This window comes from Ruegeria sp. BG11 (assembly GCF_056538565.1).
Genome location: NZ_JBQFTH010000002.1, coordinates 43,705 through 56,363 on the forward strand (window position 1 = coordinate 43,705; position 12,659 = coordinate 56,363).

General features: G+C 56.1%; 13 protein-coding genes. 12 read left to right on the forward strand and 1 reads right to left on the reverse strand.

The genetic code is table 11. The annotated features are described in order from the left end of the window. Positions 1 to 13 precede the first annotated feature (13 nt). From ACR0JF_RS04335 to ACR0JF_RS04390, 12 genes are all read left to right on the forward strand, one after another. Complete coding sequence (locus ACR0JF_RS04335; RefSeq protein ID WP_170662419.1) at positions 14 to 829, forward strand: PaaX family transcriptional regulator C-terminal domain-containing protein; 816 nt, start codon at positions 14 to 16, stop codon at positions 827 to 829. A 197-nt stretch (positions 830 to 1,026) separates the two neighbouring features. Beyond that, entirely contained in the window at positions 1,027 to 2,229 is a 1,203-nt protein-coding gene (gene pcaF / locus ACR0JF_RS04340; RefSeq protein WP_170662421.1) for a 3-oxoadipyl-CoA thiolase, read from the forward strand. Positions 2,230 to 2,245: 16 nt separating this feature from the next. Beyond that, positions 2,246 to 2,809: a phosphohydrolase gene (locus tag ACR0JF_RS04345; RefSeq protein WP_170662423.1), complete on the forward strand. Its 564-nt coding sequence runs from the start codon at positions 2,246 to 2,248 to the stop codon at positions 2,807 to 2,809. A 24-nt stretch (positions 2,810 to 2,833) separates the two neighbouring features. Continuing rightward, positions 2,834 to 3,811: a 1,2-phenylacetyl-CoA epoxidase subunit PaaA gene (gene paaA / locus ACR0JF_RS04350; protein ID WP_170662425.1), complete on the forward strand. Its 978-nt coding sequence runs from the start codon at positions 2,834 to 2,836 to the stop codon at positions 3,809 to 3,811. Positions 3,812 to 3,834: 23 nt separating this feature from the next. Further along, on the forward strand, positions 3,835 to 4,119 hold the full coding sequence (gene paaB, locus ACR0JF_RS04355) for a 1,2-phenylacetyl-CoA epoxidase subunit PaaB (RefSeq protein WP_142639870.1): 285 nt from the start codon (positions 3,835 to 3,837) through the stop codon (positions 4,117 to 4,119). Then, positions 4,119 to 4,877, forward strand: coding sequence for a 1,2-phenylacetyl-CoA epoxidase subunit PaaC (gene paaC, locus ACR0JF_RS04360; protein WP_170662427.1), 759 nt, complete (start codon positions 4,119 to 4,121; stop codon positions 4,875 to 4,877). The genes paaB and paaC overlap by 1 nt, the downstream gene beginning before the upstream one ends. Before the next feature lie 6 nt (positions 4,878 to 4,883). Next, positions 4,884 to 5,345: a 1,2-phenylacetyl-CoA epoxidase subunit PaaD gene (gene paaD, locus ACR0JF_RS04365; RefSeq protein ID WP_170662429.1), complete on the forward strand. Its 462-nt coding sequence runs from the start codon at positions 4,884 to 4,886 to the stop codon at positions 5,343 to 5,345. A gap of 13 nt (positions 5,346 to 5,358) precedes the next feature. Next, entirely contained in the window at positions 5,359 to 6,432 is a 1,074-nt protein-coding gene (locus ACR0JF_RS04370) for a 2Fe-2S iron-sulfur cluster-binding protein (RefSeq protein ID WP_170662431.1), read from the forward strand. Positions 6,433 to 6,445: 13 nt separating this feature from the next. Next, the gene (locus ACR0JF_RS04375) at positions 6,446 to 7,207 is read left to right on the forward strand and encodes a Phenylacetic acid catabolic protein (protein ID WP_170662433.1); all 762 of its coding nucleotides are present in this window, start codon (positions 6,446 to 6,448) and stop codon (positions 7,205 to 7,207) included. 513 nt (positions 7,208 to 7,720) lie between these two features. Then, a complete protein-coding gene (locus tag ACR0JF_RS04380; protein ID WP_170662435.1) occupies positions 7,721 to 8,653 on the forward strand; it encodes a helix-turn-helix domain-containing protein in 933 nt (310 codons plus the stop codon). A gap of 110 nt (positions 8,654 to 8,763) precedes the next feature. Beyond that, positions 8,764 to 10,170, forward strand: a complete 1,407-nt coding sequence (locus tag ACR0JF_RS04385; protein WP_480668906.1) for an aldehyde dehydrogenase family protein — start codon at positions 8,764 to 8,766, stop codon at positions 10,168 to 10,170. Positions 10,171 to 10,192: 22 nt separating this feature from the next. After that, positions 10,193 to 12,169: a copper amine oxidase gene (locus ACR0JF_RS04390; RefSeq protein ID WP_170662437.1), complete on the forward strand. Its 1,977-nt coding sequence runs from the start codon at positions 10,193 to 10,195 to the stop codon at positions 12,167 to 12,169. Positions 12,170 to 12,470: 301 nt separating this feature from the next. Here the strand turns inward: ACR0JF_RS04390 and ACR0JF_RS04395 are convergent, their stop codons facing one another. After that, on the reverse strand, positions 12,471 to 12,659 hold the full coding sequence (locus tag ACR0JF_RS04395) for a DUF2783 domain-containing protein (protein ID WP_170549697.1): 189 nt from the start codon (positions 12,657 to 12,659) through the stop codon (positions 12,471 to 12,473).

The following is a 12,659-nucleotide window of genomic DNA, read 5'->3' on the forward strand; positions in this document are numbered from 1 at the left end:
CTATACTGCGGCCATGAAAGACGCTTCCACAGACTGGTTCGACCATTGCGTTCGTCATTTGACCTCCGAAGGGTCTCTGCGGGTTTGGTCTGTGCTTGTCACGATCTTTGGCGATCTGGCGCAAAACAAATCCGATCAGATAAGCGGATCATTGATCACTGCGCTGACGAGCCTTGTGGGAATCAAGGCCGAAGCGACCCGAGTGGCGTTGCATCGATTGCGCAAAGAAGGCTGGATCGAAAGTACGCGCGTTGGACGCGCAAGCGTCCATCAGCTTACGGACTATGGCCGTACTCAAAGCGCAGCCGCTGCGCCACGCATTTACGCCCGCGAAACGGCCAAACCAGACATCTGGCATGTGCTGATGTCGAGCAGCTCGGAAACATCCCGAAAGGAACTGTCCGATCTGTTGCTGACTGGGGAATATATCTCATTAAACCCTTCCACAGCGATGGCAGCGGGAACCATGCCGCGCGATCTGGAAGACCTGCTAGGTTTTGAGACCACCGCGATTTCAGTACCAGATTGGTTCACAGAGCTATGCGGGCCAGAGTCGCTGAAAACCGCGTATGACGAGTTTTGGACATCAATCCAGGTGATCGACGATCTGCTACCCGAGACCGGTGTGGATGATCCAATGAAAACGGCAGCTCTGCGTGTCCTCCTTGTGCACAATTGGCGCCGCATCATCTTGCGACATCCGGCTTTGCCCTCGGATTTTCTGCCAAGTGACTGGAAGGAGCCCGCCTGCCGCGAGGCGGTCTCTAGGATTTTGGACAGGCTGCCCCGACCACAACTCAAAAATTTGGAGGCAGAGTTTAGCACTTAGGTTTTTGGGACAAAGTCCCTCCCGATATCTCAAAGGATGATGGCTTGCTTTAACAGCAAACTGATTTCTTTTTATGTTACGAGAATGTGCGGCGATATCAAAATTTGGTAACATAATGCTTGCCTCGAATCGATGGCGGCAATATAAACCGACCATACGGTCTATAATTAGACTTGAACGCCCGGGAGAATTCACAGATGGATGCATTCATTTGCGACGCGACGCGCACGCCGATTGGGCGATACGGCGGGGCATTGTCGTCGATCCGCACGGATGACCTGGCGGCCATCCCGTTGGCTGCCGTGAAAGAGCGGAATCCGCAAGTCGATTGGTCGAGCGTGGATGATATCATCTATGGTGACGCCAACCAGGCCGGTGAAAGCAACCGAAACGTGGCGCGTATGGCGGCCTTGTTGGCTGGATTGCCGATTGATGTTCCGGGGACCACCATAAATCGCCTGTGTGCCAGCGGCATGGATGCTGTTGGAATGGCCGCCCGAGGCATCAAGGCGGGTGACTATGATCTGGCGATCGCGGGCGGGGTCGAAAGTATGTCCCGTGCTCCCTTTGTGATGCCCAAGGCGACATCAGCATTCACGCGCAGTAACGCGGTTTACGACACGACCATAGGCTGGCGCTTTGTAAACCCGAAGATGCAGCAGTACTACGGCATCGATTCGATGCCTCAAACCGCTGACAACGTTGCCGACGACTATGGCATCAGCCGCGCAGATCAGGACAGTTTCGCAGCGCGTAGTCAGGCCCGATGGGCCGCCGCGCATGAAGCGGGGCTGTTCGCGGATGAGATCACTCCGGTCTCGGTTCCACAACGTAAGGGTGACCCGATAGTGGTCGATACCGATGAGCATCCCCGCCCAGGAACAACGGCCGACAAGCTGTCGGGCCTCAAGGGAGTGAACGGGCCCGACAAAACCGTCACGGCGGGCAATGCTTCCGGTGTAAACGACGGAGCCGCAGCCATTTTGATGGCGAATGAGGCGGCGGCTGCAAAGAACGGCCTTACTCCGATTGCGCGGGTTGTGGGAATGTCGGTGGCTGGCGTCGCGCCGCGCGTCATGGGCATTGGCCCTGTCCCGGCCAGCCGCAAAGTTTTGGCCCGGGCCGGGCTAACCATTGAGCAGATGGATGTGATAGAGTTGAACGAAGCTTTTGCGTCGCAAGGGCTGGCGACACTTCGTGAACTGGGCCTTGCTGACGATGCACCGCATGTGAATCCGAATGGCGGTGCCATTGCCATGGGGCACCCGTTGGGCATGTCCGGAGCGCGGCTGGTGTTGACCGCTGCATATCAACTGCAGCGGACAGGTGGGCGGTATGCTCTTTGCACGATGTGTGTGGGCGTCGGGCAGGGCGCAGCCCTGATTCTGGAACAGGTTTGATTGGGAAAGCACTGTTTTGACTGAGGCGATCCAGATAATCGACCACAGCGAACGGGTTGAGCGGCTGTTTGAGCCGTATCAAGATGTTCTCGGCGACGACTACAAGGCTTATCGGGGCCATGTTTATCGTGTGGTTACTTATGCCATGCACTTCCTTGGCTGCGATGACACGCATCGTGCATTGGTCGAGACGGCCTTCGTCTACCACGATATCGGACTGTGGACGAAACACGATCTGGCATATCTAGAGCCATCCGAAGAACTGGCGCTGAGGGACAACGCTGAAAAGGGTTGGGGGCTGAATCCAGAGCTGCTGCGCAATGTCATTCATTGGCACCACAAAGTTACACCCTACCGCGGGCCAAATGCCGACGTGGTAAACGCCTGCCGAAAAGGTGACTGGATCGATGCGACAGGGGGCAAGGTGCGAAAAGGACTGTCACGTGATCAGGTCGCCCAGGTCGAAGCCGCCATACCCAGCTACGGATTTGCGGATGTTTTACAGCGCTTGGCAAAAGACCTTGGTGGCTCCGCACTAAAAGGAAACATGCGGGTTTTAAGCCACGTCTTCAAAATCTGATCCCATCCGAGAGGAGGAAACACGATGTACGCACAAATGGTAAAGTCCGAGGCCACAAACGATGACCCTGAAAAGCTTGCCGAGTTTCAGGCAAAGATTGACGCGGACATCAAGATCGAGCCGAAAGACTGGATGCCGCAAGGCTATCGCAAAACGCTGATCCGCCAGATCGGTCAGCACGCCCATTCCGAAATCGTCGGACAACTGCCCGAAGGCAACTGGATCACCCGCGCTCCAACGCTGGAACGCAAGGCGATCCTGCTGGCCAAGGTGCAGGATGAGGCTGGGCACGGGCTATACCTGTATTGCGCGGCAGAAACACTGGGCGTCAGCCGGGACGAGCTGACCGAGATGCTGCTGGACGGTCGGATGAAGTATTCGTCGATCTTCAACTATCCCACATTGAACTGGGCCGATATCGGTGCGGTTGGCTGGCTGGTCGATGGGGCCGCGATCATGAACCAGGTACCGCTGCAGCGGACATCTTATGGTCCGTATTCGCGCGCCATGATCCGGATCTGCAAGGAAGAGAGCTTTCACCAGCGCCAGGGTTACGATGCTATTCGCAAGATGGCCGAAGGCACGCCCCAGCAGAAGAAGATGGCGCAGGATGCGTTGAACCGGTTCTGGTACCCATCGCTGATGATGTTCGGGCCGTCCGACAAGGACTCGGTCCATTCGACCCAATCCATGGCCTGGAAGATCAAGATGAACACCAATGACGAGCTTCGTCAGAAATTCGTCGATCAGACCGTGCCGCAGGCCGAATTTCTTGGCCTGACCGTCCCCGACCCGGAGCTGAAATGGAACGAAGAACGCGGCCATTACGATTTTTCGGAACCCGACTGGACCGAGTTCTTTGATGTCATCAAGGGCAACGGCCCTTGCAACACCGACCGCCTGGCCGCGCGCAACAAGGCCTGGGACGACGGACAATGGGTGCGCGACGGCTTGCTGGCCCACGCCAAGAAGAAACGCGCCGGTCAAGTGGCCGCTGAATAAGCCTGACCTGAGGAGGAAACCCGATGAAAAACGAATGGCCCTTGTGGGAAGTCTTTATCCGCGGTCAGCACGGTATGAGCCACCGTCATGTCGGCTCATTGCACGCACCCGACGCGGAAATGGCGATCAAGAACGCGCGCGATGTCTATACGCGCCGCAACGAAGGCGTGTCGATTTGGGTGGTCGAAGCGAACAATATCTCGGCCTCATCCCCTAGTGACAAAGGCCCGCTGTATGAGCCCAGCGAAAGCAAGGTTTACCGCCACCCGACATTCTTCGACATCCCCGATGAAGTGGGGGCGATGTGATGACCCGCGACGAAGCCTTCCTACAGTTTCTGCTGAGAATGGGTGACAACACGCTCATCCTTGGCCACCGGGTGAGCGAGTGGTGCGGCCATGCGCCCGTGCTTGAAGAAGATATCGCATTGGCCAATACCGCGCTGGACCTGATCGGCCAAACCCAAATGTGGCTTGGCCTTGCCGGCGAAATCGACGGTGGCAAAAGCGCCGATGATCTGGCGTTCCTGCGCGATGCCTGGGATTTTCGCAATTTTTTGATGGTTGAGGTTCCGAACGAAGACTTTGGCCGGACCCTGATGCGCCAGTTTCTGTTTGATGCGTGGCACTCGATCATGCTGGGGCGTCTGATCAAATCGTCAGACGACCGTGTTGCAGCAATTGCGGCCAAGGCCAGCAAGGAGGTCGCCTATCATCTGGAACGCTCTGGCGACACGGTTGTTGGCTTGGGCGACGGAACAGCGGAAAGCCACGACCGGATGCAAGCGGCGCTCGAGTATCTGTGGCCCTATTTGGGTGAGATGTTCGCCAGCGACGATGTGGATACCCAGATGGCAGCCGCTGGTATCGCCCCCAATCCCGCCGATCTGCGCGATGAATATGACGCTTTGGTTCAGCGGGTCTTGGCGGATGCGACGCTAACGATCCCAGACAGCGATTTCGCGCATAAGGGCGGGCGTACCGGGCAGATGCATACCGAGCACCTGGGGCACTTGCTGACTCAGATGCAGTGGCTGCAACGCGCCTATCCCGGCGCAAGCTGGTAAGCCGATATGGAACGGGTGACCACAGATCAAATTTGGGACTGGCTGGATGCCGTCCCCGACCCTGAAATACCAGTCATTTCCGTGGTTGATCTGGGGATTGTGCGGGATGTGCGCTGGGATGCCGAAACCTTGAAGGTGACGGTGACACCGACCTATTCCGGCTGTCCAGCAACGTCGGTCATCAGCATGGACATTGAAACAGCGCTGCGGGATCACGGGATCGAAGATATCCGGATCGAGACCACTATTTCGCCCGCCTGGACCACCGATTGGCTCAGCGAAAAGGGCCGCGCCCGGTTGGAAGAATACGGTATCGCCTCGCCGCAACCGGCAGGCGGCCCGGAACGGTGCCCGCATTGTGGCAGCAAGGCGGTTGAGAAGGTTAGCCAGTTCGGCTCGACCCCGTGCAAGGCGCACTGGCGCTGCACCGACTGCCTGGAACCTTTTGACTATTTCAAGTGCATCTGAGGAGGAGCACCAGATGGCACGTTTCCACGACCTGAAGGTCACCGACATCCACAAAACGATCCGCGACGCGGTGGTTTTGACGCTAGAGCCCATGAATGGTGCCGCGCAAGAGTTTGACTTTACCGCCGGTCAATACCTGACGTTCCGCCGCGAGTTCGACGGCGAAGAATTGCGCCGGTCCTATTCGATTTGCGCAGGCAAGGACGACGGTGTCCTGCAGGTTGGCATCAAGCGCGTCGACGGCGGGGCGTTCTCGGGCTGGGCGAATTCGGAACTGAATGTCGGGGACATCGTACAGGCCATGCCGCCGATGGGCAGCTTCCACGCTCCGATCGATGCAGATTCAGAAAAGCAATATCTCGGTTTTGCCGGTGGTTCCGGGGTGACGCCTGTTCTATCGATCCTCAAAACGACGCTCGCCCGTGAACCCCGGTCGCGGTTTACGCTGATCTATGCCAACAAAGGCATCAACACGATCATGTTCCGCGAAGAACTAGAGGACCTCAAAAACCTGTATATGGGTCGCCTTAACGTGATCCATATTCTTGAGACGGATTCCCAGGAAATCGACCTGTTCACCGGGCTGGTCACGCGGGAAAAATGCGCCGAACTGTTCAAGCACTGGGTCGACATCGAAAACGTCGATACGGCGTTCATTTGTGGTCCTGAACCCATGATGCTGGGGATAGCAGCGGCCCTGCGCGACCACGGGCTAGACGACAGCCAGATCAAATTCGAACTTTTTGCCAGCGCCCAGCCGGGTCGCGCAAAACGCAAAGCAAGTTCGGCAGATGCCGGTCGGACAGACAATCAGACCAACGCGTCCATTACGCTGGATGGGTCAACCCAGACTCTGACCATCCCCAAGGACCTGTCCATTCTGGATGCTGCTTTGGAAAACGCGTTGGACGCCCCCTATGCCTGCAAAGCCGGGGTCTGTTCGACCTGCCGCTGCAAAGTGCTGGAAGGTGAGGTCGAGATGGTCGCAAACCACGCGCTTGAGGATTACGAGGTCGAGAAGGGCTATGTGCTCAGCTGTCAGGCCTATCCGATAACGGACCGTGTGGTCGTGGATTACGATCAGTAGAGGAGAGGTAGACATGACCGATACGATGACTCTCGACAGCTATCTTGCCGCGGGCGGCGTGCTGACCAACCCGTCAAACGTTCCGCCACGCTATCGTGCGGAACTGCTGAAACTGATGGCAACTTTTGTTGACAGTGAATTAGCAGGCGCTGCCGGTTTTGCTGACGTAATTAACCTCGGGCCGGGAATTAAAGAACGTATCGCTGCCGCGAAGATCGTGCTTGAGAAAACGGATCATGCAAATCGTGTTCTGAACATCATGGGAGAGTTTGGAGCCGACACGGAACGCTACGCCAATCATCATCCGTGGACGGCCCGGTTAAGCCGGGACGCGGACATCGGAGCAACGCGTTCCGAACATGACATGCGCTTGGCTGTGTTCAACTATCCGTTCTCGGGTTGGACGGATGCCGTGATCATGAATCTGCTCATGAGCCGCGCCGTCGCCGAACAACTGGCTGAGTATTCGACGATTTCCTACCAACCCCTGGCCGAGGCGTTCCGCTCAATTGCTCCGATCGAAGCACACCATGGTGAATTGGCTATGGAAGGCGCAATTAAGTTGATCGAACGAGGCGAAGCTGAGCAAATGCAGGTCTCGGTCGACTACTGGTGGCCTCGCGTCGCGGTGTCTTTCGGGGGCGACGATCCGAAACGGTTCGAGTTGTTGAAATCTCTTGGTCTGCGGCGGAATAAAAACAGTTCCCTGAAAGAGCGCTGGAGCCAGACGATGAATGACACGCTGAAGACTTTTGGACTGAGAACGCCTTTGTGAATCGCTTGACTGGACCGATTTTGGGTCCGTCCTCTAGTCTGAGGCGAGGCCCAAGTTCCTGGGATGACAAGAAAAATAGCAGTGTAGGGCTGGGGTTTGTCGGACGTGGCCTGACGACTGATCGCAATGGGCCATTCGGTAACACTTCAGATCCTCGACTATCCGGGGGTTCAGAAATTCGCTCAATGGGGAATGACAGAACTATTGGATTACGCGAATAAAAAGGCTGAAAATCTTGGTTCCTTGCTGTTCACAAGTGAGATCGCTCTGCAACCAATTGGCCAGCCCGTCGGTTATCGTCTCACCGCCATCAGTTTGGGCCAATTCCTAAAACGAAACACCTTGGAGTGAGTTACATATAGCCCGACAAGTACACGCGAAATCCACCGGTATTAAACCTTACAAAACGTTTTGCTGAAAACTCACATCACGGGTACTCTTTACGCTGATCCAGTCACAGCAAGCCCAACACCCATGAAGCCACAACCAGATAGCGCATATTTTTAACCGCTTGTGCGGACGAATTTGCGTTCACGATCTGTAGAAGGTTTTTCTCAGGATCTAGAAAAGATCTGCGGGCAGTTTGCTGTCGAGTCCAGTTTTGCCACGCGCGGACGCATTGACGGGGATATCTCCACCTTGCCGGTCTCGCGCTTTGAGACGGCAATCGTATCACTCGACGCACAAAGGGTTTTTCGGGACGAGCGTATGATCCGACAAGACCCCGGAGAACACTTGTTTCTTCTCATCCAGGACAAGGGAAATTGTCGTATCCATCAGAATGATACATCGGTTTTGCTGGGACCGGGCGACATGTATCTGGTCGACAGCGCGAAACGCTCCGAGTTTGTGTATGACGGGATGAACTCGCGTCAGGTTTCGATCCATTTGCCACGCGACGAGATGGTCCACAGATTCGGTGAGATCTGCACGGGAGGTATTTCGGTAGATCGAAACGACCCCCTGTTTTTCGCCATGCGTGCCGTGCTGGCCAAGATATTTACCGAAGAAGCCGCTGTGGCCCCTCATTTGGGCGAAGCATTTCTGAGCTTGTTAGGTGCGTATTTCCGCTGTGTCAGCCATCAGGAAGACCAACGTGGGCGAGAAGCTAATGCGGTTCTGTCGCGCGCTCTTCAACTGATTGACCAGAACGCGATGGATCCTGCATTCGGACCGCAGGCATTGGCCGAAGCATTGCAGGTTTCGCCTCGGACGCTGCAGCGTCATTTTGGAACCCTTGGGGAAACCGCCAGCAAACGCCTTATGTCCGTGCGGCTTGAAACAGCGAAAGCCCGGCTAAAAGAGGTGAACTCTGACGTAGGGCGCGACACGATCGCTGCGGTTGCGTATGATTCCGGTTTCAACGACCTGTCGTATTTCTACAAGGTCTTTCGGGAACGATTTGGTGTCTCACCCGGGGCGGTGCGGAAAAATATGTCGTCCTAAGCCATAGTTTTTGGCGCAAAACCCCAAGACTCGACCGACCGGTCGGATAATAGTGCTCCCCAGCCTTGCTGCGTTCGCGCACAGGCATCGCGATTTAGGGAGGACAAGCCGTGATCGAATACGATCTGACTATAGGGGGTGAACCAGTATCTACCGCCGCCAGCTTTGACGTATTGAACCCGTCAACCGGTGAAGTCGCAGGGCGTGCGCCCAATGCGACACGCGCTGATCTGGATACTGCTGTTAAAGCTGCGAAAGCTGCTTTAGAAAGCTGGTCGGCCAAGTCGGACGAAGAACTGCAGGCCGCATGCGAGGCCGTAGCGCAGAAGATCGGAGAACATTCCGAGGAGCTTGCACAGGTTATCACAGCCGAACAGGGTAAGCCGCTTAACGGGCTTGGATCGCGCTGGGAAATGGGCGGGGCAGGGGCCTGGGCAGGATATACTGCCGGGCTGTCCCTACCAATGAAAGTGCTGCAAGATAACAACGAAGGCCGCGTTGAACTGCACCGCAAGCCGCTGGGGGTTGTGGGGTCGATCACGCCATGGAATTTCCCGGTGATGATTGCGATCTGGCACATCATGCCTGCGCTGCGCACCGGCAATACTGTGGTTATCAAACCCTCGCCTCTGACCCCACTGTCAACCTTGCGCCTTGTTCAGATCATGAACGAAGTACTGCCTGCGGGTGTCGTGAACGTGATCACCAGCGACGACAAAGGCGACAATATCGGAGGGGCCATGTCGGCCCATCCCGATATCCGTAAGATTGTCTTCACTGGTTCTTGCGCTACCGGGCAAAAAGTCATGGCCTCGGCCGCGGAAACCATGAAACGCCTGACCTTGGAACTGGGTGGCAATGATGCCGGTATCGTTCTGCCCGACGCAGATCCGCAAGCGATTGCCGAAGGTTTGTTCTGGGGCGGTTTCATCAATAACGGCCAAACCTGCGCTGCGATGAAACGTCTTTATGTCCACGAAAGCATCCATGACGAGGTTTGCGACGCGCTGGTGGCCTTCGCCCGAAATATCCCGGTGGGAGACGGCATGGACGACAACGCGATCCTGGGTCCGGTCCAGAACAAGATGCAGTTTGACAAGGTCAGCCGCCTGGTGGCCGATGCGAAAGAACGTGGCCAGGTCTTGCTAGGCGGTGCGCCGGGCGACGGGTTGTTCTTCCCTCCCACGATTATTGCAGGTCTGAATAACGGCGATCCGCTGGTCGATGAAGAACAGTTCGGCCCGGCGCTGCCAATCATCAAGTATTCAGAAGTGGAAGACGCAATTGCGGCCGCCAACGACAGCCCGAACGGGTTGGGTGGCTCGGTGTGGTCGTCCGATATCGACGCCGCCAAGGCCGTTGCCAGCCGCATGGAGTGTGGTTCGGTCTGGATCAACAAACATGGCGCCATTCAACCCAATGCCCCGTTCGGCGGGGTCAAATCATCTGGCGTTGGTGTCGAATTCGCGGACGAAGGTTTGGCCGAATACACCGATATCCAAGTCGTATTCAGCTAAGAACAAGACAGGAGAGGAAGAGATGAAGATCAGAAGTATCCTTGCCACAACTGCACTGGGCGCCGTTTTCGCCGGCAGCGCTTTGGCACATCCCCTGGACGGGTTAACGCCGGACGAACTCCAGCAAATCAACACGATCCTGAAAGACAGCGGCACCGTCACCGACGAGACACTGTACCCTTTGATCGATCTGCACGAGCCGTCGAAAGCCGAAGTTCTGGATTGGAAAGAAGGCGAAGCACTGGATCGCAAGGCGATGGTGCAATACACCACCGACGAAGGATTCAGCGAAGCTATCGTGAACATCACGCAAGGCACCGTTGAAGAAAACTTTGCCATCGAAGGCTCGGGTCAGCCGATGGTATTGTTTGCGGAATTCATCGGCGCACTGGAAGGCGCTCTGAGTCACCCGGATATGATCGCGGGGCTCGAAGCGCGTGGGCTGACAAATGAAGACGCGTTCTGTCTGCCGCTGACAGCGGGTAACTTCTTTACTCCTGAATTCGATGGCACCCGCCTGATGAAGGTGCCCTGTTATCAGAACCCGACAGGCTCAAACTTCTACGCAAAGCCGATCGAAGGATTGTTCGCAATCTACGACATCGGCAAGCAAGAGGTTGTCGAGGTCATCGACACCGGTGCGATCCCCCTGCCGCAAGACGCCTGGGGTTACACGGCCGAAGAGGTGGCCGAACGGGTCGAGTTGCGCCCGGAAACCAACAAGGTTCTGCTGACGCAGGAAGGTGGCCCGAATTACACCCTGGATGGCAACCATCTGGATTGGGACATTTGGCGCATGAATCTACGCGCGGAAAAGCGTGCGGGTCTGGTTGTCTCGAACATTGATGTCAACGATCAGGGCAATTGGCGTTCGGTCATCTATCAGACGCATTTGTCCGAAGTGTTTGTCCCTTATATGGATCCGACCGAGGGGTGGTATTGGCGGACCTATATGGACAGTGGCGAATACGGGTTCGGTCTGTTCCTGACGCCGTTGCGTGCGGGTGTGGATTGCCCTGAATATGCAACCTTCCTGCCTGCCGTAATCGCGGATGACGCAGGTATGCCGCTGGAAATTCCGGATGCGATCTGCATCTTCGAGCGCAACATTGGTGACCCTGCTTGGCGCCACTTTGAGATCTTTGCACAGACGCCCGACAACTTTGTACCTGCGGAAGGCCGTTCGGAAACCGAATTGGTTGTGCGTACTGCGTCTGAGGTCGGTAACTATGACTATCTGATCGACTACCGCTTCAAGCAGGACGGTCAGATGTTCATCAAGATCGGCGCAACCGGTCTGGACGCGGTCAAAGGCGTGGTTTCGACCTCGATGAATGATGAAACCGCTGCGGAAGACACCAAGTATGGCACGTTGATTGCACCGCATCTGGTTGCGGCCAACCACGACCACTACTTCAACTTCCGGATCGACTTTGACATCGACCAGCCGGTCAACCACATGGGGTTGATGGAAATCGTCCCGGCCGAAATACCTGCGGACAGCCCGCGCAAATCGATGTGGGCGTGGCAGCATGTTATGCCGGACAGTGAGCTGGACGCGCGCTATCGCTTCAGCGCCTCCAAACCACGTCACGTCCATATCTCGAACCCGCAATCGGAAGGGTATCTGGGCCACACTCCGGGTTGGATGATCCACCACGGCTCGATCGCATACGGTCCGTTCGACTTTGAAAGCGACCCGCCGTTCAAGCGCAACGCCTATATCGAGTACTCCTCGTGGACGACTGTCTATGACCAAGAGCAGCGCTATGCAGGTGGCAAATATGCGATGCAAAGCGACGGTTCTGACACGCTGGCGGAATGGGTCAAAGAGGACAAGACGCTGATGGGTCAGGATATTGTGTCCTGGTTCACCGCAGGGTTCCACCACATCCCGCGGATGGAAGACTGGCCTGTGATGTCGACCGAGTGGAAGACGGTTCACATCATGCCGTTCAATTTCTTCGCGCATAACCCGGCGTTGACGATCCGCGAGTGACTGATGGCAAATGAAATTAAAAAGGGCGGCCTGCAATAGGCCGCCCATTCATTTCTTGTTTTCATTAGTTTTGCTGCATCGAATGCAGACCATCCAGGATCTGATCAGCCTGCTCGATCGATGTACGTTTAGGGGCGGGGGAAGGATGATGTCGTTGGCGTCGATCCGTACCAAAACACCATCATCGTATAGCTACTGATAGATGCGGCGCATTTCGGGCGTGAGTTCAGGGTCTTACGGAGCGAATTTGTTTCTTTGGTCCCAGTACAGCCGAGAAGTTGTCGGGCGGGCAACCAAGAGGTCAACTTTCCTTCGCGGCCTCCAGTGCCTGTTTCAGTGTTTCTCGATCTCCGATGTGATTGGAGAGGATGAGAATGAGGCGCGCGTTCAGGGCTTCGCTTTCCTCATCCGACAGCCCTTCATGCACTGCGATGAGGTCTGCATAAAAATCATCCGGTGAATACAGGTTTGGTTCGGTAATCAGTGGCAT

Coding starts and splice junctions, on each gene's coding strand:
- paaD (WP_170662429.1), top strand. CDS start 4,884: ATGGAACGGGTGACCACAGATCAAATTTGGGACTGGCTGGATGCCGTC.
- pcaF (WP_170662421.1), top strand. CDS start 1,027: ATGGATGCATTCATTTGCGACGCGACGCGCACGCCGATTGGGCGATAC.
- paaB (WP_142639870.1), top strand. CDS start 3,835: ATGAAAAACGAATGGCCCTTGTGGGAAGTCTTTATCCGCGGTCAGCAC.
- ACR0JF_RS04370 (WP_170662431.1), top strand. CDS start 5,359: ATGGCACGTTTCCACGACCTGAAGGTCACCGACATCCACAAAACGATC.
- ACR0JF_RS04390 (WP_170662437.1), top strand. CDS start 10,193: ATGAAGATCAGAAGTATCCTTGCCACAACTGCACTGGGCGCCGTTTTC.
- ACR0JF_RS04395 (WP_170549697.1), bottom strand. CDS start 12,659: ATGCCACTGATTACCGAACCAAACCTGTATTCACCGGATGATTTTTAT.
- ACR0JF_RS04335 (WP_170662419.1), top strand. CDS start 14: ATGAAAGACGCTTCCACAGACTGGTTCGACCATTGCGTTCGTCATTTG.
- paaC (WP_170662427.1), top strand. CDS start 4,119: ATGACCCGCGACGAAGCCTTCCTACAGTTTCTGCTGAGAATGGGTGAC.
- paaA (WP_170662425.1), top strand. CDS start 2,834: ATGTACGCACAAATGGTAAAGTCCGAGGCCACAAACGATGACCCTGAA.
- ACR0JF_RS04375 (WP_170662433.1), top strand. CDS start 6,446: ATGACCGATACGATGACTCTCGACAGCTATCTTGCCGCGGGCGGCGTG.